This window comes from Phyllobacterium sp. UNC302MFCol5.2 (assembly GCF_000686005.1).
Lineage (GTDB): Bacteria > Pseudomonadota > Alphaproteobacteria > Rhizobiales > Rhizobiaceae > Phyllobacterium > Phyllobacterium pellucidum.
The window spans coordinates 472,974-499,192 of sequence record NZ_JMLL01000010.1; the positions used below are offsets into that span (position 1 = coordinate 472,974).

The following is a 26,219-nucleotide window of genomic DNA, read 5'->3' on the forward strand; positions in this document are numbered from 1 at the left end:
GGCGCGTCGTGCCGAGGGTAGAAATATTTCCATTGAAAGGGTTCATCATGAGCACTGGAACAGTAAAGTGGTTCAATTCCACAAAGGGCTTCGGCTTCATTCAGCCGGATGATGGTTCGGCAGACGTGTTCGTTCACATCTCCGCAGTTGAGCGCGCAGGTATGCGCAGCCTCAACGACGGTCAGAAGATCAGCTTTCAGCTGGTCCGTGACAACAAGTCCGGCAAGATGACAGCTGATCAGCTGCAGGCTGCCTAAAGATAATTCGTCTCTGCGGTCTTTGACCACGGATGTACTGGCACTGGTTGCGAGATGAATTTGAGAAGGTCGGGTTTTCCCGGCCTTTTATTTTGCCCGGATTTATGACATTCGGGAAAACCAAGACATTTCATCGCATTGCAAAGAAATGTCTGGAAAGAAGCATCACGCCATATGACAGTGCGGCGGTAACGAATCCGCATCGAAGGAGTATTGCGGCGATGAAAGTACTTGTTCTGGGCAGTGGCGTCGTCGGTGTCACATCGGCGTGGTATCTGGCGCAGGCGGGACATGACGTTGTCGTCGTCGATCGCCAGCCTGGGCCGGCGCTCGAAACAAGCTTTGCCAATGCAGGGGAAATTTCACCCGGCTACTCTTCGCCATGGGCCGGTCCCGGCGTTCCGGTAAAGGCGATCAAGTGGATGCTGATGCATTTCGGGCCCTTGGTCGTGCGGCCAAAGTTCGATCCCTATATGGCGCTTTGGCTCATCCGGATGCTGCGTAACTGCACTTCGGCCCGCTATGCCCGCAACAAGGCGCGCATGGTGCCCATTGCCGAATATAGCCGCGACTGCCTGAAGGAGCTGCGCTCTGAAATCGGCATCGCCTATGACGAGTGCATGCAAGGCACGTTGCAGCTTTTCCGCACCCAGAAGCAATATGAAGGAACGGCCGGCGACATCGAGGTGCTCAAGCAGTTCGGCGTTCCCTATGAACTTCTTGATCCCGCGGGCTGCATCGGTGCGGAACCCGCACTTGCCAATGTCAAAGGCAAGTTCGTCGGCGGCCTGCGTCTTCCCGGCGATGAAACCGGCGATTGCCAGATGTTCACCGACAAGCTGGCAAAGCTATGCGCCGAAAAAGGCGTCGCCTTTCGTTTCAACACCACCATCACGTCGATAAACACATCCGGAAATCGCATCGCCAGCGTCTCGACGGAAACCGAGGAGTTCACTGCCGACGCCTATGTGGTGGCATTCGGCAGTTACTCGCCTTTCCTCTTGCGGCGCATAGGCGTTCACATCCCGGTCTACCCGATCAAGGGGTACTCCATCACGGCGCCAATTGCCGATCCGGATTCGGCACCGGTTTCGACGGTTATGGACGAAACCTACAAGGTCGCGATCACGCGTCTCGGCGATCGCATTCGCGCTGGCGGAACGGCCGAAATTTCCGGTTACGACCTGAGCCTTCGCGACGCGCGGCGGGCAACGCTGCATCACTCGGTCGGCGATCTCTTCCCGGGTGGCGGCGATCTTTCCAAGGCGACATTCTGGACCGGTCTGCGGCCGATGACACCGGATGGTCCGCCGATTATCGGGGCCAGCAAATATTCGAATCTTTACCTCAATACTGGACACGGCACGCTTGGCTGGACCATGGCCTGCGGTTCCGGGCGCGTCCTTGCCGATATCGTCTCTGGCAAATCGCCGGATGTCGACGCATCTCCGCTTGAAATCACGCGGTACGGCTAACCCATTTTAAACATTACAAATTGTTTAGATTGGCGTTCAGATTTCATTCATCTCGTCAGGACTAAACCAGGGGTGTCTCCCAAGACAACCTGTGGCTTAGTTCAGCCACGCAACAGACGAGGTAACACAATGAAAAAGATCGCTCTGGCAACACTTGCCCTATCGTTGCTGGCATCCCCAGCGGCTTTCGCCCAGCAGCAACATTCGCACCAGGGTTACCGCTACGGCCATCCGCAAAACGAAGTTGTCGTCAAGAAAACGGTGACCGTGAAAAGAAATCACTGGTCGCGGGGTAAGCAGCTTCCGCCGAGCTACCGCCGCCATGTCGTGCGTGATTACCATCGTTATCACCTGCGCACCCCACCGCGCGGTTATCAGTGGGTGAAGGCCGATAATGACTACGTCATGGTCAGCATCGCGACGGGTATCATTTCCGCGCTTGTCCAGGCTCGCTGAGCGTAGAAAATATTCGAAGGGCGGCGTTCAGATGCCGCCCTTTTCGATTCAATCAACAAAGACGCGAACGCTCGCTGCCCGTCCGGCTGCATCGATGACGGTGAGCGTCGAAAAACCCCCGCCATCCGGCAGCCATTGATTGACGCGGCGGCGCGATGTTTCCGGCAACGGCTTGCCATTCGCAAGCCAGCGGAACGGGGCGCGACCGCCTTGCAGCTTCAATGCCAACGGCATGATTTCGCCGTCCGCCTTTGCACCGAGATCAACCCTTGCTCCTTCGGGCGGATAGACGATTTGCGGCGCCGGCTCCCGCGTCGATGCTGTGACGAGGCCGCTCGACGTTACCGAGAATCGTCGCTGGCTGATCGGCAGTTGCGCCTGTGCGATGCGTGCTGCACCGGCAGGTGCTGGAGGCAGCGGTGTAATGGCGACGCCGGATTTGGCGAAGCCCTCAAAAAGGATCGGTGCTGCCGACCCGAAACCGGTGAGTCCCGGAACCGCGCCATTGTCGGGCCTGCCCACCCAGACACCGAGCACATAATTGCCATCGAAACCCACCGACCAGGCATCACGGTATCCGTAGCTGGTACCGGTCTTGTAGGCGATGCCACGCTGGCCGGCGCCGAGTGGAGGCATGACGCCCGAAAGGACGTCCGCGACGTTCCATGCCGCGACCGGCTCGAGCAGCGGTTCGGCCATAATTTGCCGGGGCTTGTCCTGAATGCCGTCGCCAAGACGGACGGGCCTACCCCGGTTGGCAAGCCCTGCATAGAGCTGGACGAGATCCTTCAGCGTTATGCCAACGCCGCCGAGACCGATGGCAAGCCCGGGCGCTTCATTCGGTGGCAGGACCGGCCTGATTTCGGAGCGGCGAAAGCGCATCATCAGCCGCGCCGGACCAACCGCATCGAGAAGGCGCACGGCCGGAACGTTGAGCGAGAGCTGCAATGCCTGCCTGATGCTGACATCGCCCTGATAGCTCATATCGAAATTGCGCGGGCGGTAGCCGAAGAAATCGGCCGGCCGGTCTTCGATGATCGTCTCCTGGCTGACGAGACCGTCTTCAAAGGCGAGCCCGTAAATGAACGGTTTTAGCGTCGATCCGGGCGAGCGGTTGATGCGCGTCATGTCGATCCAGCCGGAACGGCTGGCATCGAAGTAATTGGCGGATCCGACCTCGCCGACGATCTCGCCGGTGCGCACATCCGCCATCACCATGGCAACGGACACTTTTGCCCCAAACCGTGCAGCAAAGTCCTTCGCCACGCCTTCGAGCCCCTGCTGGACCGGCCGCCGCAGCGTGGTTATGTGCCGGAGAGTGTCCGGTTCCTTGCGCCTTGCGGCTTCGGCGAGATGGGCAGCGTAGGCCGGCAGCTGCAATCTTTGCGCCGGGATCGATGCGAGTTCGGCTCGATCCGCCTCTCCGTCGCCGACGACCTTTTCAACCGCCATCCGGTGCAGTACGCGCGAACGTGCCGCCTCGGCCAGCGCAAGGTTGCGGTCCGGCCGGCGCCGTTCGGGCAATTGCGGCAGAGCGACGAGAAGCGCCGCTTGCGCCACAGTCAGGCGACGTGGTTCCTTGCCGAAATATGCAAGGCTTGCCGCGCGCACGCCTTCCAGATTGCCGCCATAGGGCGCAAGAGTCAGGTAAAGATCGAGTATCTCGGCCTTGCTGAGGCGTCGCTCGATCTGCAGCGCACGAACGAGTTGCTGCACCTTGGCGGTCAGCGAGCGCCCTTCTCTTGGCTCGATCAGCCTTGCCACCTGCATGGAGAGTGTCGAAGCGCCCGATACAATGCGGCCATTGGCGACAAGCTGTACGGCAGCACGGGCGAGCGCGATCGGATCTATACCGCGATGCTGCCAGAAGCGCTGGTCCTCATAGGCGATGAGCATGCGCACGAATTGCGGATCGACGTCGGCGGCTTTTGTGCCCAGCCGCCAATGCCCACCAGGTGTTGCAAATGCACGAAGCAACTGCCCGTCAACGTCAAGGACCTCCGGGGAGACGTCGCGGGCTTTCTGCAAGGGCGGCGGATAGGCACGATCGGCTGCGGCAAGGCCAAACGCCAACGTAGCAGCCAAAGCCAGATTGGCCGCCATGCCGATGGACAGTTTGCGCCAGATCGACATTATTGTCCTGCGACGACCTCCATGCGGCCCGTGGCAGTGCGCGCCGAGAACTGCGGACGATACATGTCCTCTACGCTCGCTGCCGGATGATCATAGGTGCCGGGGGTTACGGCGCGCACCACATAGGCAAGCGTTATCTCGCCACTGTCGCCGTTGGCGCGGTCGAAGGCCGCAACGAAGCGATCACTGCGAAATTCCGTATGGGCAGCTTCGACTTCGCCGATCCAGTCGAAATTCGACAGGCTGGCGCTGTTGACGAGGCCGGGATTGTCGATCTCGAAGCCAGCCGGCAGAAGGTCGGTGATGAGGACGCGTGACGGCCAGCTATTGTTCTGGGTCACCTTCAGCACCACGACATAGCGCTCGTTCTGCTTGGCCTCGCTGACATTGGCCTCCTGGCCGTCCAGCGTGTAGTAGGTGCGCTCTATGCCAAAGCCGTTGCCGCCCGCCTGTAATGGCTGCGCCGGCGACGCGAGGGTCGTCAGAACCGCGGAGACCGGTTCCGCCGATGTGTTGGTGATCGAGACGGGCTGGGCGAGGAGCTCGTCACCGCTCAGGCGCGCGACATAGCCGCCGGTCCGCGCCGTGCCGTTCACGTCAAGCTTCAAATCCTGATCGCCGCCCTGGATGGCACGCGCCGCCAGCAGCATCCACGTCTGTTCCTGGGTGCTCGTATAGGTCTTGCGCTCCCACTCGCTCGCGACGATCTTCGACAATTGCGGAATGATCGGCGGGACCGGGCGGCTTTCCGCGGCAAGGGCAAGGACGGCAGCATCGTCGCGAAGCGATGAACCATAGTCGGAGCGCGCGAGGCTGACATTGGTAACGAGTGTGGACTGCTGCAGCGCATCGGTGAAGATGCTTTGCGAACGCTGCGCATCGCCATAGAGCGAGAGGGCGGCGGCGAGATGCGCCCGCGCCAGCGGCGTTGGGAACTCGGCAAGTTTCGTGTCGGCATAATAGCGCAGGTCGCTGATGGCCGCCTTGCGGTTGCGCGCAAGCACGTAGAGCGCATAGGCAATCTCATTGCCCTTGTCCTTGACGCTTACGTCATAGGTCAGCGAATTCTGCAGGTTTTCCAGCGCCTGCACCAGGGCCTGTTCCGGCACCTCATATTTCTGTTCGCGGGCGCGGGTGAGGAAGTCGGTTACATAGGCATCGAGCCACAAATCGCCCGTTCCGGGGCTCCAGAGGCCGAAGCTGCCTGAAGATGACTGGTAGGACAGCACGCGGTAAATCGCGTCCTGGACGCGCTTTTGCACGTCCGTATCCTCCGCAATTCCCGACTGCTTGGCGAGTTCACTCATGTAAAGCAGCGGCAATGCCCGGCTCGTCGTCTGCTCGGCGCAGCCATAGGGGTAGCGATCGAGCGTCATCAACAGCGCCGGAATGTCGAAGGCAGCCGAACGCGTCACGTTAAGGCTCACCGAAGCTCCTTGCAGGATGCTGCCCGCCAGCAATTCGCCATCCACCTTCAGCGTGCTGTTCGGTGCGATCTTGATTGGCTTGCGTACAGTGACCGGCAGCGTTGCCGCGCGTACCGGAACATTCAAGGATTGCTCGAGCGACAGGCCGGCCGCGTTCGAAAGCTTCACCGAAACGACGCCGTCGCCCGGGTGTTCTCCCTTTAGCGGCAGGGTAATGTCGAATTTGCCACCGGCGGGCAGGTTGATGGTCTGCGAGGCGTTCGCCGCTTCGACACTGACCACCGGGTTGGTCGTTACCTGCAGCTGATAATCGCCGGCCGGTGCGTCGGTATTGGCGATGTCGAGCCGAAGCGACGACCTGTCGCCCGGCGCGAGGAACTTCGGCATGCTGGCTGTCACGACGACGGGATCGCGGATGATCACGTCAGACGTGGCATGGCCTACCCCGGCCTTCGACCAGGCGACTGCCATGATACGTGCCGTGCCGTTGAACTGCGGTATGTCGAAGCTGACATTGGCCTTGCCTTGCGGGTCGAGTTTTACCGGACCCGAGAAGAAGGCGACAAGTTTTTCGGTCGGCGGGCTCCCCTGCATCGGCATCTGCGCACCGTCGCCGCCAGTGCGCAGCTTGCCGGTCACGCCCTGCGAACCATCGATGAGGCGCCCGTAGAGATCGCGAATTTCGATGCCGAGTTCGCGCTGTCCGAAATACCATGCATCGGGGTTGGGGGCTTCGTAGCGCGTGAGATTGAGAATGCCAACGTCAACGGCAGCGACGGTGACAAATGCATTTTCATTTGCCCCCGCACCGGTGACCTGCAGCGCGATGTTGAGCGGTTTGCGGGGCTCCGTCTTTGGTACGACGTCGAGCTTGACGTCAAGGTTGCGATCGCCCGGATTGACCCCCAGCCATTTGACACCGATGGCGCGCATCGGCATGTGGCTTTCCTGGTCGTTGCCCGGGCGGAACAGAGTTGCCGTGACATAGGCGCCAGCGCCCCAATCGGCAGTGACCGGAATTTCGACTTCGCCACCTTCGGCAGGTATGTTGGCGCGCTTGGTGAGGAGGAGATTGTCTGCGCCAACGGCGATGAGAAGTTCACCGGCAAAGCGCGGCGACACCTTGAGTTTCGCCGTTTCCCCGGGCGCATAATTCGACTTGTCGAGAGCGATTTCGAGGCCGTCCGGCGTTTCCGTCGATGTTGCGGCGACATAGTAACCCGCGTCGAATTCGACGCTCGATGTAGGGCCGTCCGCAGCGGTGGTTTCAACCTCGAGCCGGAAACGGCCCCAGGTGACGGGCACCGAAATCTCCGCGCCGTCGATTGTCGTGTTCACTTGTCCGCTCGCGACTTGCTTCGTCGAAAGAATCGGCTCGTATTTCCATGAATTGCCGTCGCGATACCATTGATAGTTGCGCTCGACGCTGACCAGTTTCCATTCGAGACCCTGCATCGCCTGCTTCTGGTTGTTCTGGTCGATGCCGATCACATGGAATTTCGCAACCGAGTTTTCCGGCAGGTCGCCGGCAAATTCCGCCTTGATCCCGATCATCGGTCCTGCCGGCTTGACGGGAAGCGTCAGCGTCCGCTCGACAGCGCGGCCGCCTGCCTCCTGCATACGCACGACAATGTCGGCATTGAGAAGCTGCGTTGTCGAGGGTGCGTCGCTGATCAGGACATCGAAGGTGCCCTTGCCGGCATCGTCCAGCGGCTGCAGATCCTCCAGCGGAATGCGCGAGTCCTCACTGACCTCTTCATCGGCAAGACCGAAGGAATAGCCCTTGAAGTCGGCGCTTTCATGCGTCGGCTTCAGGGCGATCTCGCCTTCAAGATCGAGCCCCGCGGCCGGAGCGCCATAGAGGTAGCGCCCATCGACCTTGACCGGCGTCGGCTGACCGATCTCGATCGATTTTGCGTCGCTGGTCAGGTCGAATTCGACCCGGTCCGGCACGAAGTCCTCCACCAAAAACTGCTTTTCCGCGAGGGGCGATGCCTTTGGATCGGTAAAGATCTGCATGGTCCAGGTGCCACGCATGGAATTGGGCTGGAGCGCGAGATCGAGCGTATGGCCGCCGAGATTCGCCCCGTCACTGACCATGCGGCGGTCCTCGACCCCGTCGGGGCGCTTGAAGATAAAGGTAAGCGGCAGTTTTTCGATGGCGTTGGCGGCGTTGTCACGCGCCAATGCCGAGGCATGCACCGTCTCGCCGGCGCGATAGATGCCGCGTTCCGTCCAGGCCAATATGTCGATTGCGCCGGGGGCCGCGCGGCCTGTCACGCCGCGGTCGGAGAGGTCGAAGCCGGCGCGCGTCATGTCGAGGAACACGTAGTCAGCATCGCCGTTCTTGGCGGTGATTACGGCGGGTGCGGTGGCTGAGGTGCCGCGCATTAGCCCAGCGGTGAAGGTCGCCCTTCCCTCCGTGTCAGTGGTGGCCGTGCCGAGGATCTCGTTATTCTTGGCGAGAAGCTGCAATTCGACACCGATAAGCGGCTGTGCTGTCGCCAGCGAACGGGCGAAAACGTTGAGCCCGTCCGTACCGGCATAGGTCGTCAGACCGATGTCGGAGACGACGAACCACTGCGTTGCCTGTGCGTCCCACTCCTCGGCTTTCGAATCCGGCGAAACGGCGGTCAGTACATAGACGCCCGGCTTGCGCTGGGGCAGCGCTTCATCGACCGGGAAACTCGTAACCACGTCCTTGTTGAGCTCGGACTGAATGTCGATCGCGCCCTGCCATACGAGTTCACCCGATTCGTCCTGCAGGCGCTGCGCGTTGTAGCCGTCGAGCTGGGTCAGGAATTGCGAGCTTGTCATCAGCGGCGCAAGACCACGGTCGCCGATACGGTAAAGCTTCAGATTGGCGCTCGCCGTGTTGACCGAAACGATGGGAATTCCACGACGGACCGTGCTTGGCAGCACGAAATTGTCACCGGTGAATCGCACCATGGCGGAGCGATCCTGGATGTAGAGGTCAAGATCGACAGGTGCTTCCAGCGCCTCGCCAACGGAGGACGGCAGACCGGGCCGCAGGGCGAGCTTGTAGCGCTGGCCGTGCTCCAGACCTTCCACGCATATCTCGCTGCCGCTCGCCTCCATGGCTTTTGGCGGTGCCCCGTTTAGCGTGACGAACGGCGCGTAGTCCGTGCCCATCTTCACCAGAGGCTCGGAGAACTGCACGCAGGCGCGCGGCGTCGCGCTGTCCGCGTCAATGGTATGGTTGACAACGCGGAAGCCTTGCCGGGCCTTCAAGTCTGCATAAGCAGCCGCCACCGTCTTGTCGTCGACAAGCTCGAGGCTGGCCTTGTAGGCGCTGAGGGCAGCGCGATAATTCTCGGCGTTCTGCAGTGCTACCGCGAGGGCGGCGAGCGCATCGGCACGGCTCGAAGCCATGCGCGTCAGCTGGTAGCCGTTCAGCGCCGCCAGCGTGGCCTGGCCGGCAATATAGGTGTTCTTGTCGGCGCGATTGGCAGCGCGAGCCGTCTCGATCCAGAGCGCGCTGTCATCGGGGGTCAACGCGAGAGCCGTCTTGAAGTTGTTCAGCGCATTTTCGAGATTGCCCGCAGCCAGCTCCCCCCGCGCAGCGGCCAGAATGCCATCGACGCCTTGCGCCTTCTGCGCGTCCGTCGCCGTCAAGCCTCCCTTGACCTGCCGCGCCTCCTGAACGAGCTGATCCGACAGGAATTGCAGCTTTGGCGGCGCTCCGATATCAGGTTCTGCCGCCGTTTCGACGACCTTGCCGGCAATCGATCCCGGCGCCGGCTTCAGCTCTTTGAAATCCGACTTGAGAAAGCACCACCTGGCCTTGGGGTTATAGGTGAAAGCCTTGCAAGTGCGATCAGCGAGGCAAACAACCTCACATTGGTCTTGGGTAACATCCTGTTCCGTTCGAAGATCGAAACCGAAATAATCGCCGTCCTTGGTTACGACCACATCACGGTTCGTCTCTGCTGCCCCGGCTGGCGCGTAAGCTGCGAACATACTGAAAACCAAGAGAGAAAAGCCGAAAACAGCACGCATGGACATCAGGGCCTCCCAACGCTCAGGACCGGCAGATTCCGGCCCTCAATGTCGACGCTGGGCACTGTTCAAACTTCGCCGTAACTTGTCAACAGATCATACGGAAGCTGCAGCGCCCTTCTGTTGAATTTCAGTGCGGATCCAGCGCTGGAACCGCAGCATCTGCGGCGTCGGCTTGCGATTTTTCGGCGAAACCAGCCAATAGGCGATCGGCGACGGCACCCGGGCTGGAAACGGCGCGACGAGCCGCCCGTCGCCAAGGCTGTCCTCAACGAACAGGTCCCAGGCGAGCATGATGCCCTGCCCACTGATCGTCGCCTCCAGCGCGAGCCATGGATCGGAGAAGGTCGGCCCGTCAAACGGCAGCGGCCCTTGAAGGCCCGTCGCGACCTGCCATTCATCCCAACTGAACATCGGATTTTCGTAACAGATGATGGGCTGGCGAAAGATGTCGGCTGGCGAAGACAGGCGTGCGGCAAAGGCCGGAGTGCACACGGGGAACATGGATTGCGGCAGCAGGCGTTCCGGCGCGCCGTCGCGCCAGTCACCGCTGCCCAGCCTGATGGCAAGATCAATATCGGATCGGTTGAGATCGAGCAGCCCCGGAGACGGATCGATGCGGATTTTAAGATCGGGGTAAGCAGCGCGCAACCGCCCGAGCCGCGGCACCAGCCATTTCGAGGCGAAAGTGGGCGCGACGGACAGGAGCAGCACCTGTTCGGTACTCTCGGCAAGCGCGACCGCCTGCGAAATTTGCTGAAAACCATCGGCAAGGCGTGGCAGCAGGCTGCGGCCGAAGCCCGTCGGCACCAGACCGGCCCGCGTACGCTCGAAGATCGCCTGGCCGATCTGTTCCTCCGTGCGGATCAATTGCTGGCTGACGGCACTAATCGAGACGCCGAGTTCATCGGCCGCTCTGGGCAATGAGCCAAGTCGTCCGATCGCTTCCACGGCTTTTAGTCCGTTCAAATGAAACCGGTTGAGATTCTTCATTTAGATTTTCTTCATGCCAATATCGGCAATCTTGATTGCACGGCTGATCGCTCGGCCAATAATAGCGCAAATCTCGAGTTCAAGGAGATCGATTATGAAGATTTTCTTTTTGATGCGCATTTTCTGGCGGTCCGCGATCGCAAAATGGGAGCACGGCGACAGCGAAATCCTCGACTGGCAACGGGATCCGTTATCGCATCCCGTTCTCGACGCGATGTGCCTCGACGAGTTGGCTGATTTGCCTTTCGATGCCCGCTCGGTGTGTCGCCTATAACAATTCAGGCGGCAACCGATCCAGGCTTGCGGATATGCTTGGCGGCGGCGATGACGAGATCATCCAGGCCGTTGCCGTCCTTGTCGAGGATGGCGAAGAGCTGGGTGCGCATGCGCGGCTCCCAGAAATGGTTGATATGCTCGGCGACGCCGACAATCGCCTCGTCCTTCGGCTGCGTGTGGAAGAAGCCCGCGATCTGATTGGCCATGTAGACCAGTTTCTGTTCCGTCGACTTGTGGCTTTCACTATCCATATTGCACCAATTGAACTGTCGGACTTTGAATAAGTGTGGATGCGGCGGAATCGGGATTGGCCTTTGCCGGGGCACTGGCTGCCGCCTCGTCGGCTTTGGTCTTCACCTGCGTCAGCACATGCGGGACGCGTTCCGGCCGGGTGAAGACATCAAACTCCTCGCCCCGCACCAGCGCAACGAGCGTCATGCCGGCAGCTTCTGCCGTACGAACCGCCAGCGCAGTCGGGGCAGAGACAGCAATGAGCATCGAAGCGCCGATGATCGCGGTCTTCTGGACCATTTCGATCGAAACCCGGCTGGTGATGACAACCGCGCCGCTCTCGCCGTCAATACCGGCCCGGCACAGCGCGCCAGCGAGCTTGTCGAGCGCATTATGCCGGCCGACATCCTCGCGCACCGCGACGATGCCCTGCCCCGGCACATAGAAGCCTGCCGCATGCACCGCACCGGTCTCGCCGTGGAGCGGTTGGCGCTTCGACAAGGTGGTCATGGCATCGGCGATCTCCTGCGGCGTCAGCGTCAGGCGCACCTTCTCCACCGAAGCGACCGGCTTCAACGCCTGCTCGATCGATTCAATGCCGCACAGCCCGCAGCCGACCGGACCCGCCATGCGCCGGCGACGGTCCGTCAATTCCTGCCCGGCTTCGGTCGCAAGACGCAGCTGGACATCTACACCCTCATTATGTTCCTCGACGGCAATTTCGCTGATCTCGCCAAGCTGCGAAACGATCCCTTCGGAAAGGCTGAACCCAACGGCGAAATCCTCCATGTCGGCAGGTGTCGCCATCATGACAGCGTGGGTGGTGCCGTTATAGCTGAAGGCAATCGGCGTTTCCTCGGGCACAATCCGGCCTTCCACCGCATAGCTGTCATCCACGCCTTTACGGCGACGGATGATGCGCGGGACTGAAAGCCGGGTCGGCCGCTCGATCATTGCTATTCCGCCGCGTCGAGCGTCGCCGCAATCCGGCGGCTTTGGCGCGCCTGCTCGTCATATTTGACCTGCCAGTCGCTGGGCCCGTTCGATACAGCCACCTGCACCGCCGTGACCTTGTATTCCGGACAATTGGTTGCCCAGTCCGAAAAGTCCGTGGTGATGACGTTGGCCTGCGTCGAAGGGTGATGGAAGGTCGTATAGACGACGCCGGGCGACACACGATCGGTGATCAGGGCGCGCAGTGTTGTCTCGCCGGAACGGCTTGCGACCTTCACCCAATCGCCATCGCGCAGGCCGCGCTGCTCGGCGTCGTGCGGATGGATCTCGAGGCGGTCCTCTTCATGCCAGACGACATTGTCGGTCCGGCGCGTCTGCGCACCGACATTGTACTGCGACAGGATACGCCCAGTCGTCAAAAGCAACGGGAAGCGAGGCCCGGTACGCTCGTCGGTCGCGACATATTCTGTGCGGATAAATTTGCCCTTGCCGCGCGCGAAGCCGTCAATATGCATGATGGGCGTGCCGAGCGGCGCCTTTTCGTTGCACGGCCACTGCACCGATCCCTCTCTTTCGAGGAGTTCGTAGGATACACCGGCAAAGCTTGGCGTCGTCAGCGCAACTTCGTCCATGATCTGCGACGGATGCGTATAGTTCCAGTCGAGCCCCATCGCCTTGGCGAGGTTTTGCGTAACCTCCCAGTCAGCATAGCCGTTGAGCGGGCTCATCACCTTGCGCACGCGGTTGATGCGACGCTCGGCATTGGTGAACGTCCCATCCTTTTCGAGGAAGGTCGAACCCGGCAGGAATACGTGGGCGTAGTTGGCCGTCTCGTTGAGGAAGAGATCGTGGACGACGACGCACTCCATCGCGGCGAGACCCGCAGCAACATGCTTGGTGTCGGGATCAGACTGGAGGATATCCTCGCCCTGCACATAGAGCCCCTTGAAGCTGCCATCGACAGCGGCATCGAGCATGTTCGGAATACGCAGGCCGGGTTCATCCTGGAGCTTCACGCCCCAGAGCTTGTCGAATATATCGCGGGTCGATTCGTCCGAGATGTGGCGGTAACCCGGCAACTCGTGAGGGAACGAGCCCATGTCGCAGGAACCCTGAACGTTGTTCTGGCCGCGCAGGGGATTAACGCCAACGCCCTGGCGTCCGATATTGCCGGTCGCCATGGCAAGATTGGCGATGGCCATAACCGTCGTTGAACCTTGGCTGTGCTCGGTAACGCCGAGACCGTAATAAATGGAGCCGTTGCCGCCGGTCGCGAAAAGGCGCGCAGCCTGGCGCAGCATTTGCGGATCGACGCCCGAAATCTGCTGGGTGGCTTCGGGGCTGTGTTCCGGAGACGAGACAAAAGCTGCCCAATCCTGGAATTCGTCCCAGTCGCAGCGCTCGCGGATGAACCTCTCGTCAAAAAGCCCTTCAGTGATGATGACATGCGCGAGCGACGTGACGACCGCCACGTTGGTGCCGGGGCGCAGCGGCAGATGATAGGCGGCCTCGATGTGCGGGCTGCGGACAAGATCGATGCGGCGCGGGTCAACGATGATCAGCTTGGCGCCCTTGCGCAAACGCTTTTTCAAACGCGAGGCGAAGACGGGATGTCCATCGGTCGGGTTGGCGCCGATGATCATGACGACATCGGTATGCTCGACGCTGTCGAAATCCTGTGTGCCGGCCGAAGTGCCGAACGTCTGCTTCAGGCCATAGCCGGTCGGCGAGTGACAGACGCGAGCGCAGGTATCGACATTGTTATTGCCCAAACCGGCGCGCACCAGCTTCTGCACGAGGTAGGTTTCCTCATTGGTGCAGCGCGACGAGGTGATGCCGCCGACGGAGTTACGGCCATACTGGTACTGGATACGGCGAAACTCGCTGGCGACGTGCTTGTAGGCCTCGTCCCAGCTAACTTCGCGCCACGGATCGCTGATTTTCTCGCGGATCATGGGGTTGAGGATACGGTCCTTGTGTGTCGCATAGCCGTAAGCGAAACGGCCCTTGACGCAGGAGTGACCGCGATTGGCCTTGCCGTCCTTCCACGGCACCATGCGCACCAGTTCTTCGCCGCGCATCTCGGCCTTGAACGAGCAGCCGACACCGCAATAGGCACAGGTCGTCACCATCGAATGCTCGGGCTGGCCGATCTCGATGACCGACTTTTCCGTCAGCGTCGCCGTAGGGCAGGCCTGCACGCAGGCGCCGCAGGATACGCATTCGCTTTCGACGAAACTGTCATGCGGGCCAGCGGCCACGCGGCTGTCGAAGCCGCGGCCCTGGATCGTCAGCGCAAAGGTGCCCTGCACTTCCTCGCAGGCGCGCACGCAGAGCGAGCAGACAATGCATTTCGACGGGTCATAGGTGAAATAGGGGTTGGACTCGTCCTTGGGCAGCCACTGGTCATTGGCGACAGTCCCCGCCCTGGCAAAAACGTGGTTTTCGCCCTCATAGCCATAGCGAACATCCCGGAGCCCGACGGCGCCGGCCATGTCCTGCAACTGGCAATCGCCATTGGCGGCGCAGGTGAGGCAGTCGAGCGGGTGATCGGAGATGTAAAGCTCCATCACGCCCTTGCGGATATCCTTCAGGCGCGACGTCTGCGTATGGACGACCAGACCTGGCATCGCGGGCGTTGTGCAGGAAGCGGGCGTGCCGCCGCGACCTTCGATCTCGACGAGGCACAGGCGGCAGGAACCAAAAGCGTCGACCATATCCGTGGCGCAGAGCTTTGGAACCTCGATGCCGGCTTCCATGGCGGCGCGCATGATCGACGTGCCCTCCGGCACAGTCACCTCGTTTCCGTCGATGGTCAGAGTGACCAGCTTTTCGGACCGCGAGGCGGGCGTGCCGTAATCGATTTCATGAATCAGGGACATTGTCTTCTCCTATTCCGCAGCCTGGGCGACAGGCGCCGGCCGGAAATCTTCAGGAAAATGCGTCAGCGCGCTCATGACGGGATAGGGCGTGAAACCGCCAAGGGCACAGAGCGAGCCGAACTTCATTGTATTACATAAATCAGTCAGAACCTTGATCTGTTTTTCGGGTTCGACATTGGCCGCGATGCGGTCCACCACTTCGACGCCGCGCGTCGAACCGATGCGGCAGGGCGTACACTTGCCGCAGGATTCGACCGCGCAGAATTCCATGGCGAACCGCGCCTGCTTAAGCATGTCGACCGTATCGTCGAAAACGACGAGACCGGCATGGCCGATAAGGCCGTCCTTCGCCGCGAACGCCTCGTAGTCGAAGGGCGTATCGAAGAGTTCGCGCGGGAAATAGGCACCGAGCGGACCGCCCACCTGCACCGCCTTTACCGGGCGGCCGCTTGCCGTGCCGCCGCCAATATCATCGACGATGTCACCCAGCGTCAGGCCGAATGCCGTTTCGAACAGGCCGCCATGCTTGACGTTGCCGGCGATCTGCAGCGGGATGGTGCCGCGCGACCGGCCCATGCCGAAATCCTTGTAGAAGGTGGCGCCCTTGTCGAGAATGACCGGGACCGAGGCCAGCGAGATCACATTGTTGATGACGGTCGGACGGCCGAAAAGGCCCTTGTGGGCGGGAAGCGGCGGCTTGGCACGAACGATGCCGCGGCGACCTTCAAGGCTTTCGAGCAAGGCGGTCTCTTCACCGCAGACATAGGCGCCGGCGCCAACGCGCACCTCCATATCGAAGGCATAGGGCGACCCGAGCACCGATTTTCCAAGCACGCCCGCCCGGCGCGCAACCTCGACCGCCTCGTTCATCACCGCGACTGCATGCGGATACTCGGAGCGAATATAGACATAGCCCTTGGTCGCACCAGTGGCGATGCCGGCGATCGTCATGCCCTCGATAAGGACAAAAGGATCGCCTTCCATGATCATGCGGTCGGCAAAGGTGCCGCTATCGCCTTCATCGGCGTTGCAGACGATGTATTTTTGCGCGCCTGCGGTGTCGAGCACGGTCTTCCACTTTATGCCGGTCGGGAAACCTGCGCCGCCACGGCCGCGCAGTCCGGATTCCGTCACCTGGGCGACAATTTCGGCCGGTGCCAGCGTAAGCGCGTTTTCCAGGCCCTTGAGGCCGTCGTGGGCACGGTAATCCTCAAGCGAGACGGGATCGATAATGCCGCAACGAGCAAAGGTCAGCCGCGTCTGTCGCGCGAGGAACGGCAGCTGATCCGTAAGGCCGAGCCAGAGCGGATGCACCCTGCCCTCGCCCATCCCGTTGTCCAGCAATGCCGGTACCTCCGACGCCTTGACCGGACCATAGGCCACGCGGCCGGATAGCGTTTCGACCTCGACCAAAGGTTCAAGCCAATACATGCCGCGCGAACCATTGCGCACGATGCGGGCATCGAGACCGCGACTGTCGATTTCGGACTGCAGAGCTTTTGCAACCCGCTCGGCGCCGAGCGCAAGCGCGCCTGAATCGCGCGGAACGTAGAAGGTGACGGTCATAGCCGCACCTCCGTCATGATCTCTTCAAGCCGTTCTGCGTCAAGGCGACCAATCACTTCACCGTCGAGCATCGCCGATGGCGAGCAGGCGCAAAGACCGAGGCAATAGACGGGTTCAAGTGTTACGGCGCCATCAGGAGTGGTGCCGTGCCAATCAATCCCAAGAAGTTCGCGCGCGCGATCGGCCAGCGCATCGCCGCCCATCGACTGGCAGGATTCAGCCCGGCACAGCTTCAGAACGTGCCGCCCCGTCGGATGATCGCGGTAGTCGTGATAGAATGTGAAAACGCCATGGACCTCGGCGCGCGAAATATTGAGAGCGCTGGCAATGATCGGCAGCGTTTCCCTTGGAACATAGCCGAACTCAGCCTGCAACTCGTGCAAGATCGGAAGCAGAGGACCTTCTTTGCCCTTCAGTTGATCGATAATGCCTATCGCCCTTTCGGCGATATCGGTACTTGCACTCTGCATACTGTGCAGTGCCCTCCCTCATGTTTCTCCCTGTTCTTTAGAACAGATCAAATATGGCATTATATATCAATATCGCAGTCTCGTCATTCGATAGAAGATTTCTATCAAACCATATCCAAGCTTTGCGCAAGGGCCCGCGCTTCGTGCAGAAGCGCCGAAACCAGCGGCGTGTGCGGTTCGCGGTCGGCCGCAACGAGCCCGACAAGGTGGCGCGCATCGGGCTCGACAATGGGGATGGCGCGGATCGGTTCGGCAAATCCGAGCGTCTCAGCAAGGTTGAGCGGCATGATGCTCGCCCACTTGCCAGTGCGAATGTGCGAGAACAGCACGATCATCGAATTCGATTCGAGCGTCGGATGGACCTCTATTCCCGCCTCTTGCAAATGCTTGTTGATAAGGCGGCGGTTCTGCATGTCCATGGTGAGCAGGCAGAGCGGTAATTGTCCGACCTCCCTCCAGGTGACGGACTGCCGGTCGGCGTGGGTACTCCCGGCCGATGTAATGAGCTGGTAGCGCTCGGTATAAAGCGGCACCGAAGTGACACGCCCGAGTGGCTCATTGTCGAGATAGCTTATGCCGACATCGATCTCGAAATTGCTGAGCAGCGTCAGAACTTCAAGCGAAGTGCGCGACGTTACCGAGAACGTCACGTCCGGGTGCTTCTCCCGAAACGGAGTCGTCAGCCGCGACACCATGGCAAGCGCGGTCGGAATTGCCGCGATCTTTACATGACCGGCAAGTCCAAGGCGGGCGGCGCGCAATTCCTCGCGCATGGTGCGCGTGTCGCCAACGATGCGCCGCGCCCATTCAAGAACGCGCTGGCCTTCGGACGTAAGGCCCTTGAAGCGCGAGCCCCGCTGGACGAGAACGACGCCGAGCGTGTCCTCGAGCTGACGGATGGCGGCCGACAAGGTGGGCTGGGTTACGCCGCATTCCTCGGCGGCACGACCGAAATGCCGATGCCGCGCCAGCGCGATGAAAAATTCCAGCTTGTCGATCATCAAGGTTGCTCCTTCGGAGCGAACCTAGCGATGTTGACCTGTCGTCAGCAAGGCAAATTCAAACAGTCAGGAACTTGCGGACCTCCGGCCGGTCGAGGCTCGGCGCGTCGCCGGAATGTACGATCTCGCCGCGATCCATGATGTAGACGTGGTCGGCGAGTTCGCGGCAGAAGTCGAGATACTGCTCGACGAGAAGGATGGCGAGGCCGGCCTGATCGCGCAGAAACTGGATAGCGCGGCCTATATCCTTGATGATCGATGGCTGGATACCCTCGGTCGGTTCATCGAGCACCAGCAATTTCGGCCGCGTCACCAGCGCACGGCCGATTGCCAGTTGCTGCTGCTGGCCACCGGAAAGATCGCCGCCCCTGCGACCCAGCATCGTCTTCAGCACCGGAAACAGCTCGTACACTTCCGCGGGCACGGTGCGATTGCCGCGTGAGGCGGCGGCAAATCCGGTTGCCAGATTTTCACGGACGGTGAGCAGCGGAAAAATCTCGCGGCCTTGCGGAACGAAGGCAATGCCGGCGCGGGCACGCTCGTAGGACGGCTTCCGGTCGATCGGCGCGCCTTCGAAGCGTATTGATCCCGATGACAGCGGGTGCTGGCCGACGATGGCGCGCAGCATGCTCGTCTTGCCGACTCCGTTGCGGCCGAGAACGCAGGTGATCGACTTCGGCTTGACCTCCAGCGATACGCCGCGCAGCGCCTGAGCGGCGCCATAGTGGAGAGAGGCATTTTCAACGCTGAGCATGATGTTCCTATCGTCCGAGGTAAACTTCAATGACGCGCTGGTCGTTGCTGACATAGTCGAGCGAGCCTTCCGCCAGAACCGAGCCTTCATGGAGGCACGTGACCTTGACGTCGAGTTCGCGCACGAAATGCATGTCGTGTTCGACCACCAGCACCGAGCGCGTCTTGGCAATTTCGCGCAGGAGCTTGGCGGTTTCCGCCGTTTCAGCATCCGTCATGCCTGCGACAGGCTCGTCGACGAGCAACAGCTTCGGATCTTGCGCGAGCAACATGCCGATCTCCAGCCACTGCTTCTGGCCGTGCGAGAGATTTGCAGCCAGCCAGTCCCGCTTGGTGTGCAGGCGGATCGTGTGTAGAGTGTTGTCGATCCGTTCCGCCTCGTCGGCGCTTTGGCGATGGAACAGCGCCGAGAAGGCCGAGCGCTGGCCTGCCAGCGCAAGCATAAGATTGTCCTCGACGGTATGGCTTTCAAAAACAGTCGGCTTCTGAAACTTGCGGCCGATGCCGAGAAGCGCGATTTCCGCCTCGTCGTGGCGGGTAAGATCGATCTCGCCCTTGAAATAAACGTCGCCCGTGTCCGGGCGGGTCTTGCCGGTAATGATATCCATCATCGTTGTCTTGCCGGCGCCGTTCGGGCCGATGACTGCGCGCATTTCACCGGCCTGGAGCACGAGCGACAGATTGTTGATGGCGCGAAATCCGTCAAACGAGACCGACACGCCATCGAGATAGAGGAGTGTATCCTTGGCTTTCATGGTCTACTCCGCTGCCTGGGGTTCGGCGATCGGTGTCGCACGTTCTGTTGCCGGGGAGCCCGGTTCGCTGCGCTTGCGAGCGATGCGGTCCTTTCGCTTTGTCTGCCATGTGCCGTAAAGGCCGAGTATGCCCTTCGGGAGGAACAGGGTGACGAGGATGAAGAGCGCACCGAGCGCGAACAGCCAGATCTCCGGAAATGCCGCGGTGAAATAGGTCTTGCCGAAATTGACCAACACCGCGCCGAGAATTGGCCCGATGATGGTGCCGCGGCCTCCTACGGCAACCCAGATCACCGCTTCGATGGAATTGGCAGGCTCGAATTCGGAGGGATTGATGATGCCGACCTGCGGCACATAAAGCGCGCCGGCAATGCCCGCCATCATGGCGGAGACTGTCCAGACGAAGAGCTTGTAGCGATCGACCCGATAGCCGAGAAAGCGCATGCGGCTCTCCGCGTCGCGCACGCCGACGAGGACCTTGCCGAGTTTGGAGCGGACAATGAAACTGGTTACGAATACGGCAAGCGCCAGGAACAACGCCGTTGCCGCAAACAGCATCGAGCGCGTGCTGTCGGCCTGGATGTTGAAGCCGAGAATATCCTTGAAATCGGTGAGCCCGTTATTGCCGCCAAATCCCATGTCGTTGCGGAAGAACGCAAGGAGCAAGGCATAGGTCAGAGCCTGGGTGATGATCGACAGGTAGACGCCGGTGACACGCGAGCGGAAGGCGAGCCAGCCGAAGCCGAAGGCGAGAATGCCGGGGACCAGCACAACCATGAGCGCCGCGAACCAGAAATGGTTGAAGCCGTGCCAGAACCACGGCAGTTCCTTCCAGTTGAGGAACACCATGAAGTCGGGCAGCACCGGATCGGCATAGACGCCGCGCGGACCGATCTGGCGCATCAGGTACATGCCCATCGCATAGCCGCCGAGCGCGAAGAATGCGCCATGGCCGAGCGAAAGGATGCCGCAGAATCCCCAGACGAGATCGAGAGCGACCGCCAGCAGGGCGTAGGTCAGGTACTTGCCGATCAGCGATACGAGATAGGTCGGCACATGCAAGGCCGAGGTCGGCGGCAGCAGCAGATTCGAGAGTGGCACGAGGCAGGCCAGCGCCACCAGCACGGCGATAACGATTGCACCGCGACGATCGACATGGGTGAAAAACCACTGCGTGATCATGCCTCGATGGCCCTTCCCTTGAGTGCGAAGAGACCACGCGGACGCTTCTGGATGAACAGGATGATCAGCACCAGCACGAGGATCTTGCCGAGGACGGCTCCCGCGAAGGGTTCGAGGAACTTGTTGGCTATGCCCAGCGACATCGCGCCGACCAGCGTTCCCCAGAGATTGCCAACGCCGCCGAAGACAACGACCATGAAACTGTCGATGATATAGCCCTGACCCAGATTGGGGCTGACATTGTCGATCTGGCTCAGCGCCACGCCGGCAATGCCGGCAATGCCGGAGCCGAGGCCAAAGGTCAGCGCATCGACCCAGGGCGTCCTGATGCCCATGGCGGAGGCCATGCGCCGGTTCTGGGTAACTGCGCGCATGCGCAGCCCGAGCATCGTCTTCTTCAGCACCAGCTGCAGCACCGCGAAGACCGAAAGGGCAAAGACGATGATCCACAGGCGCGACCAGGTGAGCGTCAGGAGACCGAGATCGAACGACCCCGCCATCCATGATGGGTTGCCGACCTGAACGTTTGAAGCGCCGAACCAGGAGCGGATCGCCTGCTGCAGGACCAGCGAAATGCCCCATGTCGCAAGCAGGGTTTCCAGCGGACGGCCATAGAGGAAGCGTATGATGCCGCGCTCGATGACAACGCCGACGGCACCCGAGACGATGAAGGCCGCAGGCAACGCAATGAGCAACGAATAATCGAAAAGGCCCGGCGCCGAGGCGCGGATGATCTGCTGCACGACAAAGGTGGTATAGGCGCCGATCATGACCATTTCGCCGTGGGCCATGTTGATGACGCCCATGACGCCGAAGGTGATCGCCAGACCGATCGCCGCAAGCAGGAGCACGGAGCCCAGCGACAGGCCGTAGACGATATTCTGGATGCCGTTCCACAAGGCGAGCTTGCTGTTGATGCTGTCGATCGCCGAACGCGCGGCGTCGCCCACCGGGCCGTCGCTACTTTGGAGCGGAGTCAGAAGTCCCAGTGCGTCGCGGCTGTTGCCGGCGGTGACCTCCGCAATAGCCGCGATCTTGGCGTCATCCGGCGCGGTCGAATTCAGCACTGCCGCAGCTTTCGCCTGCTGCATCACGGCCTTGATCCCGCTATCTTTTTCCGCCGCGATGGCCTGATCGAGCAAAGCGATGGACTCGGGATCGCGCGTCTTCAGAATTGTTTCGGCGGCGGAGCGTCGTTCCGCAGGATTGTCGCTCATCAGCGTGAGCCCGCCGATCGCCGCGGCTATATCGCGGCGCAGACGGTTGTTGACCTTGATCTTTTCCGCGGCATTGCGCGGCACGGGTGCAAGCTTGGCACCCGTCAGGGGATCGGTGGCGGCGTAGTCCGAGCCATCGCGTTTGCCGATGAAAACGGCCTTGTCCGCCTTGACGATGTATAGATCGCCGGCGGTCAGCGCGTTGAGGATGGCGGATACCCGCGCATCGCCGGTCTTGGCGAGGCCGGAAACCGCCTTCGTTGTCTCGTCGAAATTTTCTGCAGCAAGGGCCTGGATGAGCGGCCGCAGCGTGGCATCGTCGACCGTTTCAGCCCGCGCCTCCATTCCAGGCGCAAACACGCCCGAGAGCACAAGGAATACGGCCAGCAAGCGGATCAATGGCATAAAACAATCCTGGGTACGAGTATCCTCGGAGTGGCTCCACCCCCACTTGCGTGGAGGTGGAGTGGCTTCGGATGTGCCCCAAACCGAAGCCGGGTAGGCATCAGTTGGTCACGCCGCCGCACTTGCCGCTGACGACGTTGAAATTGCCGCACGACATCGGCTTGCGCCAATCGGAAATGAGGTCCTTGGAGCCCGGCAGGTAATCGGACCATTCGTCGCCGACAACGAGACCAGGCGTCTGATAGACAATGTCGAACTGGCCGTCGTCCTGCACTTCGCCTATCAGCACGGGCTTTGTGATGTGGTGGTTCGGCATCATCGTGGCTGATCCGCCGGACAGGTTCGGCACCGACACGCCGACGATCGAATCGATCACCGCATTGGAATCCGTGGTTCCGGCAGCTTCAACTGCCTTCACCCACATGTTGAAACCGATATAGGTCGCTTCCATCGGGTCGTTGGTCACGCGCTTGTCGTTCTTGGTATAGGCGTGCCATTCCTTGATGAACTCGGCATTGGCATCGGCATCGACCGACTGGAAGTAATTCCAGGCGGCAAGGTGGCCGACCAGCGGCTTGGTATCGAGGCCCGCAAGTTCTTCTTCACCCACCGAGAAGGCAACGACGGGAATGTCTTCCGCCTTGATGCCCTGGTTTGCGAGTTCCTTATAGAAGGGTACGTTCGCATCACCGTTGATGGTCGAAACGACTGCGGTCTTCTTGCCGGCGGAACCAAATTTCTTGATGTCGGACACGATCGTCTGCCAGTCGGAATGGCCGAACGGCGTGTAGTTGATCATGATGTCCTCATCCTTGACGCCCTTGGCGTTGAGGTAGGCCTTCAAAATCTTGTTCGTGGTCTGCGGATAGACGTAGTCGGTACCGGCGAGGACCCAGCGCTCGACACCCTCTTCCTTGGCAAGATAATCGACGGCAGGGATCGCCTGCTGGTTCGGCGCGGCGCCCGTATAGAAGACGTTGCGCGAGCTTTCCTCGCCCTCGTACTGGACGGGGTAGAACAACATGGAGTTGAGTTCTTCAAAGACCGGCAGCACCGATTTGCGCGACGATGAGGTCCAGCAACCGAAGACGGCGGCGACCTTGTCCTGCTCGATCAGCTGGCGGGCCTTTTCGGCAAAGAGCGGCCAGTCCGACGCCGGATCGACGACCACCGCTTCGAGCTTCTTGCCAAGCACGCCGCCCTTCTTGTTCTGCTCGTCGATGAGGAACAGCATCGTGTCCTTGAGCGTGGTTTCGGAAATCGCCATGGTCCCGGAAAGGGAGTGCAGGATGCCGACCTTGATCGTGTCATCCGCAGCTACGGCAGGCGAGAAAGCCAGCGCCGCGCCCATGGCCGCGGCCGCAAAAGTCCCGATAAATCTGGCTGTTAGACTGGACATTCAGGTAAACCCCTCTTTTTGGTTGTGTGTACCAAGGGATTAAAAGCAATGAGTGTGCCAACTCCGGCAGCCGCATTGAAAATTATAAATTCTTCAAATTTATCTGTATTTTAGCGCCTGCTCCCGGTTAGCCGGCTTGCAGGCTCCATGTTTGCGCGTCGCCAATGCCCGGCAATTGCGCTTATACTTTAGTCATATCCGCACGCGTGATGATAATTTAATCATCGTCGGGCAAGAGCGATGCTTTTCAGATGGCGTTGACCATCGTTTGATGTATGGTGAGGCGACTTTCACACTTCCCAGGGACATAAGATGGATATCCGTCAAATCGACGAAGGCTACGCCGTGAGCGGCCAGATTTCACCCGACGACGTGCGCGATCTCGCCGCGGCAGGCTATCACACGATTATTTGCAACCGCCCGGACGGTGAATCGGCCGATCAGCCCAACTTTGCCGAGATCAAGAACGTTGCCGAAAAAGCGGGCATAGCGATTTACTACGTCCCTGTCGTTGCGGGTCAATTGACGCAGGACGACGTCGACGGCATGGCACGCGCGCTGGATGAGGCTGAAGGTCCCGTCCTCGCTTATTGCCGCTCGGGCGCCCGCTCGACCAATATCTACGGCATCGTCCAGCAGCAGAAGGACTAACCACATGCTCCCCGTCGCTGATCTTGGCGCCGATGAACTCGACGCCCTGCGCAACCGCGTCCTGCGCGATTACGAAGCCTTCCGCGCCAAGGGGCTGAAGATCGACATGACCCGCGGCAAGCCGAGCCCGGAACAGCTCGATCTCGCCAATGGCATGCTGGTTCTTCCAGGCAATGGCGACCATTATAGCGAGGCAGGCGAAGATGCCCGCAACTATGGCGGGCTCCAGGGTCTTGCCGAAACCCGCGCACTGTTCTCACCCATGATGGGTGCGTCGGCCGATTGCATCGTCGTCGGTGACAATTCGAGCCTTGCCATGATGCATGATTGTTTGCTCTGGGCGATGGTGAAGGGCGTACCGGGCGAAATGGAGCCCTGGTCGCAGCAATCAGGTGCGCCGGCCTTCATCTGCCCGGTTCCCGGCTACGACAGGCATTTCGCCATCTGCGAGGAATATGGCATTCGCATGCTCCCGGTGCCGCTCACGGGGCACGGGCCCGATATGGACCTGGTCGAGGAACTCGTCGCCGATCCCGACGTCAAGGGCATGTGGTGCGTTCCCAAATACTCCAATCCCTCGGGCGAAACCTATTCGACCGAAACGATTGAACGCCTTGCAGCCATGCGAACCGGTGCGCCAGACTTCCGCCTGTTCTGGGACAACGCCTATGCGGTGCACCACCTGACGACAGAGCGGCACGAGATTGCCAATATTATCGAGCTTTGCGCGCAGGCCGGCCACCCCGATCGCGCCTTCGTCTTCGCATCGACCTCCAAGATCACGCTCGCCGGTGCAGGACTCGCCCTGTTCGCCTCGTCAGCGGCAAATGTGAAATGGTATCTCGCCCGGGCCGGCAAACGCACCATAGGGCCAGACAAACTGAACCAGTTGCGGCACGTGCGCTTTCTAAAGAGCATGGAGGACCTGGCCCGCCATATGGACGCGCACCGCGCCCTCATTGCGCCGAAGTTCGATTCGGTCATCGAGGCGCTTGAAACCCGCCTCGGCGGCACGGCGTTGCGCGGTGGACGCAGCCGGATGGCGGCTATTTCATCTGCGTCGACACCATGCACGGCACCGCGCGCGACGTGGTCGAACTGGCACGCGAAGCCGGCGTGGTTCTGACCCCGGCAGGCGCCACCTCTCCTTACGGCCGCGATCCCAACGACAGCACGCTGCGCCTTGCTCCGACGTTTCCGTCACAGGAAGAGGTGCGTCTCGCTTCTGAAGGTATCGCGCTGTGCATCCTCCTTGCCGCCGTAGACAAGCTCATCGCACAGCGCGAAGGCGGCGTCTAAATCCTTTGCCCGACGTCGACCCGGTTGCCGTCCGGGTCGGCGAAGACGAAGGCGCGCTGGCCATAATCCTGGTCTTTCAGCGCTTGATGATACGAACGCCCTTGGCTTCGCAGACCGCGTAGAATGTCGCTATGTCGTCGACGAACATATGGAATGCGTTCGTCGTCGTCCTCGCGAAATCGCGAACCTGACTTAGGTGTATCTCCGCGGCATCCTTTTTAAGAACCATGAAACCGACCGGGCTGCCGTTTTCAAAGACCTTCTGAAAACCGAGAACTTCGCAGTAGAAAGCGCACGCAGCCTGTATGTCTTTGACAGAGAGACCGGGCGCAGCGCGCCCGAACGTGACGGTGTGAATATCCGGTTGACTCATCGCTCACTCCTGAGATTATAGGGCAGAGGCGGCGGTGCGCATGC

19 protein-coding genes and 2 pseudogenes are annotated in these 26,219 nt (G+C 60.7%); 6 read left to right on the plus strand and 15 right to left on the minus strand.

All coding sequences use genetic code 11. From position 1 onward, the window contains the following. Positions 1 to 47 precede the first annotated feature (47 nt). The 3 genes from BR48_RS0104265 (at position 48) to BR48_RS0104275 (ending at position 2,188) form a co-directional block, all read left to right on the plus strand. A complete protein-coding gene (locus tag BR48_RS0104265; protein WP_027230165.1) occupies positions 48 to 257 on the plus strand; it encodes a cold-shock protein in 210 nt (69 codons plus the stop codon). Between the two features lie 221 nt (positions 258 to 478). After that, complete coding sequence (locus BR48_RS0104270; RefSeq protein WP_027230166.1) at positions 479 to 1,732, plus strand: D-amino acid dehydrogenase; 1,254 nt, start codon at positions 479 to 481, stop codon at positions 1,730 to 1,732. Between the two features lie 129 nt (positions 1,733 to 1,861). Further along, on the plus strand, positions 1,862 to 2,188 hold the full coding sequence (locus BR48_RS0104275) for an RcnB family protein (RefSeq protein ID WP_027230167.1): 327 nt from the start codon (positions 1,862 to 1,864) through the stop codon (positions 2,186 to 2,188). A 48-nt stretch (positions 2,189 to 2,236) separates the two neighbouring features. Here BR48_RS0104275 and pbpC read toward each other — a convergent pair whose 3' ends face one another. From pbpC to BR48_RS0104290, 3 genes are all read right to left on the minus strand, one after another. Further along, on the minus strand, positions 2,237 to 4,321 hold the full coding sequence (gene pbpC, locus BR48_RS0104280; RefSeq protein ID WP_027230168.1) for a penicillin-binding protein 1C: 2,085 nt from the start codon (positions 4,319 to 4,321) through the stop codon (positions 2,237 to 2,239). Next, positions 4,321 to 9,768 (minus strand): alpha-2-macroglobulin family protein, encoded by a 5,448-nt coding sequence (locus BR48_RS0104285; RefSeq protein ID WP_027230169.1) that lies wholly within the window; start codon positions 9,766 to 9,768, stop codon positions 4,321 to 4,323. Before BR48_RS0104285 ends, pbpC begins: the two co-directional genes overlap by 1 nt. Positions 9,769 to 9,864: 96 nt before the next feature. After that, positions 9,865 to 10,761, minus strand: coding sequence for a LysR substrate-binding domain-containing protein (locus BR48_RS0104290; protein WP_027230170.1), 897 nt, complete (start codon positions 10,759 to 10,761; stop codon positions 9,865 to 9,867). A 94-nt stretch (positions 10,762 to 10,855) separates the two neighbouring features. Between BR48_RS0104290 and BR48_RS26115 the strand changes: the two genes are divergently transcribed. Then, positions 10,856 to 11,035, plus strand: a complete 180-nt coding sequence (locus BR48_RS26115) for a hypothetical protein (RefSeq protein ID WP_155810807.1) — start codon at positions 10,856 to 10,858, stop codon at positions 11,033 to 11,035. A gap of 4 nt (positions 11,036 to 11,039) precedes the next feature. Here the strand turns inward: BR48_RS26115 and BR48_RS0104300 are convergent, their stop codons facing one another. The 11 genes from BR48_RS0104300 to urtA form a co-directional block, all read right to left on the minus strand. Beyond that, a complete protein-coding gene (locus tag BR48_RS0104300; RefSeq protein WP_027230171.1) occupies positions 11,040 to 11,288 on the minus strand; it encodes a formate dehydrogenase subunit delta in 249 nt (82 codons plus the stop codon). After that, positions 11,281 to 12,222, minus strand: coding sequence for a formate dehydrogenase accessory sulfurtransferase FdhD (gene fdhD / locus BR48_RS0104305; RefSeq protein WP_027230172.1), 942 nt, complete (start codon positions 12,220 to 12,222; stop codon positions 11,281 to 11,283). Before fdhD ends, BR48_RS0104300 begins: the two co-directional genes overlap by 8 nt. 2 nt (positions 12,223 to 12,224) lie before the next feature. Continuing rightward, positions 12,225 to 15,104 carry a formate dehydrogenase subunit alpha gene (gene fdhF, locus BR48_RS0104310; RefSeq protein ID WP_027230173.1) on the minus strand — a complete coding sequence of 960 codons (2,880 nt, stop codon included), beginning with the start codon at positions 15,102 to 15,104 and terminating at the stop codon, positions 12,225 to 12,227. Positions 15,105 to 15,113: 9 nt separating this feature from the next. Continuing rightward, positions 15,114 to 16,670: an NADH-quinone oxidoreductase subunit NuoF gene (locus tag BR48_RS0104315; protein ID WP_027230174.1), complete on the minus strand. Its 1,557-nt coding sequence runs from the start codon at positions 16,668 to 16,670 to the stop codon at positions 15,114 to 15,116. Next, positions 16,667 to 17,140, minus strand: coding sequence for a formate dehydrogenase subunit gamma (locus BR48_RS0104320; protein ID WP_027230175.1), 474 nt, complete (start codon positions 17,138 to 17,140; stop codon positions 16,667 to 16,669). The genes BR48_RS0104315 and BR48_RS0104320 overlap by 4 nt, the downstream gene beginning before the upstream one ends. A 104-nt stretch (positions 17,141 to 17,244) precedes the next feature. Then, entirely contained in the window at positions 17,245 to 18,141 is an 897-nt protein-coding gene (locus tag BR48_RS0104325; protein WP_027230176.1) for a LysR family transcriptional regulator, read from the minus strand. A gap of 58 nt (positions 18,142 to 18,199) precedes the next feature. Beyond that, positions 18,200 to 18,895: an urea ABC transporter ATP-binding subunit UrtE gene (urtE, locus tag BR48_RS0104330; protein ID WP_027230177.1), complete on the minus strand. Its 696-nt coding sequence runs from the start codon at positions 18,893 to 18,895 to the stop codon at positions 18,200 to 18,202. 7 nt (positions 18,896 to 18,902) lie between these two features. Then, positions 18,903 to 19,649 (minus strand): urea ABC transporter ATP-binding protein UrtD, encoded by a 747-nt coding sequence (urtD, locus tag BR48_RS0104335; protein WP_027230178.1) that lies wholly within the window; start codon positions 19,647 to 19,649, stop codon positions 18,903 to 18,905. Positions 19,650 to 19,652: 3 nt separating this feature from the next. Beyond that, complete coding sequence (gene urtC / locus BR48_RS0104340) at positions 19,653 to 20,831, minus strand: urea ABC transporter permease subunit UrtC (protein ID WP_027230179.1); 1,179 nt, start codon at positions 20,829 to 20,831, stop codon at positions 19,653 to 19,655. After that, on the minus strand, positions 20,828 to 22,393 hold the full coding sequence (urtB, locus tag BR48_RS0104345) for an urea ABC transporter permease subunit UrtB (RefSeq protein WP_197030343.1): 1,566 nt from the start codon (positions 22,391 to 22,393) through the stop codon (positions 20,828 to 20,830). Before urtB ends, urtC begins: the two co-directional genes overlap by 4 nt. A 160-nt stretch (positions 22,394 to 22,553) precedes the next feature. After that, on the minus strand, positions 22,554 to 23,804 hold the full coding sequence (urtA, locus tag BR48_RS0104350; protein WP_244506726.1) for an urea ABC transporter substrate-binding protein: 1,251 nt from the start codon (positions 23,802 to 23,804) through the stop codon (positions 22,554 to 22,556). 360 nt (positions 23,805 to 24,164) lie between these two features. Here urtA and BR48_RS0104355 point away from each other — a divergent pair, with 360 nt between their 5' ends. Further along, a complete protein-coding gene (locus tag BR48_RS0104355; protein ID WP_027230182.1) occupies positions 24,165 to 24,503 on the plus strand; it encodes a TIGR01244 family sulfur transferase in 339 nt (112 codons plus the stop codon). A gap of 4 nt (positions 24,504 to 24,507) precedes the next feature. Continuing rightward, a pseudogene (locus BR48_RS23785) lies at positions 24,508 to 25,802 on the plus strand (aminotransferase class I/II-fold pyridoxal phosphate-dependent enzyme). On the opposite strand, the pseudogene BR48_RS23790 reads toward BR48_RS23785, so the two are convergent. Next, positions 25,799 to 26,175 (minus strand): annotated as a pseudogene (locus BR48_RS23790) (glyoxalase superfamily protein). The pseudogenes BR48_RS23785 and BR48_RS23790 overlap by 4 nt on opposite strands. Positions 26,176 to 26,219 lie beyond the last annotated feature (44 nt).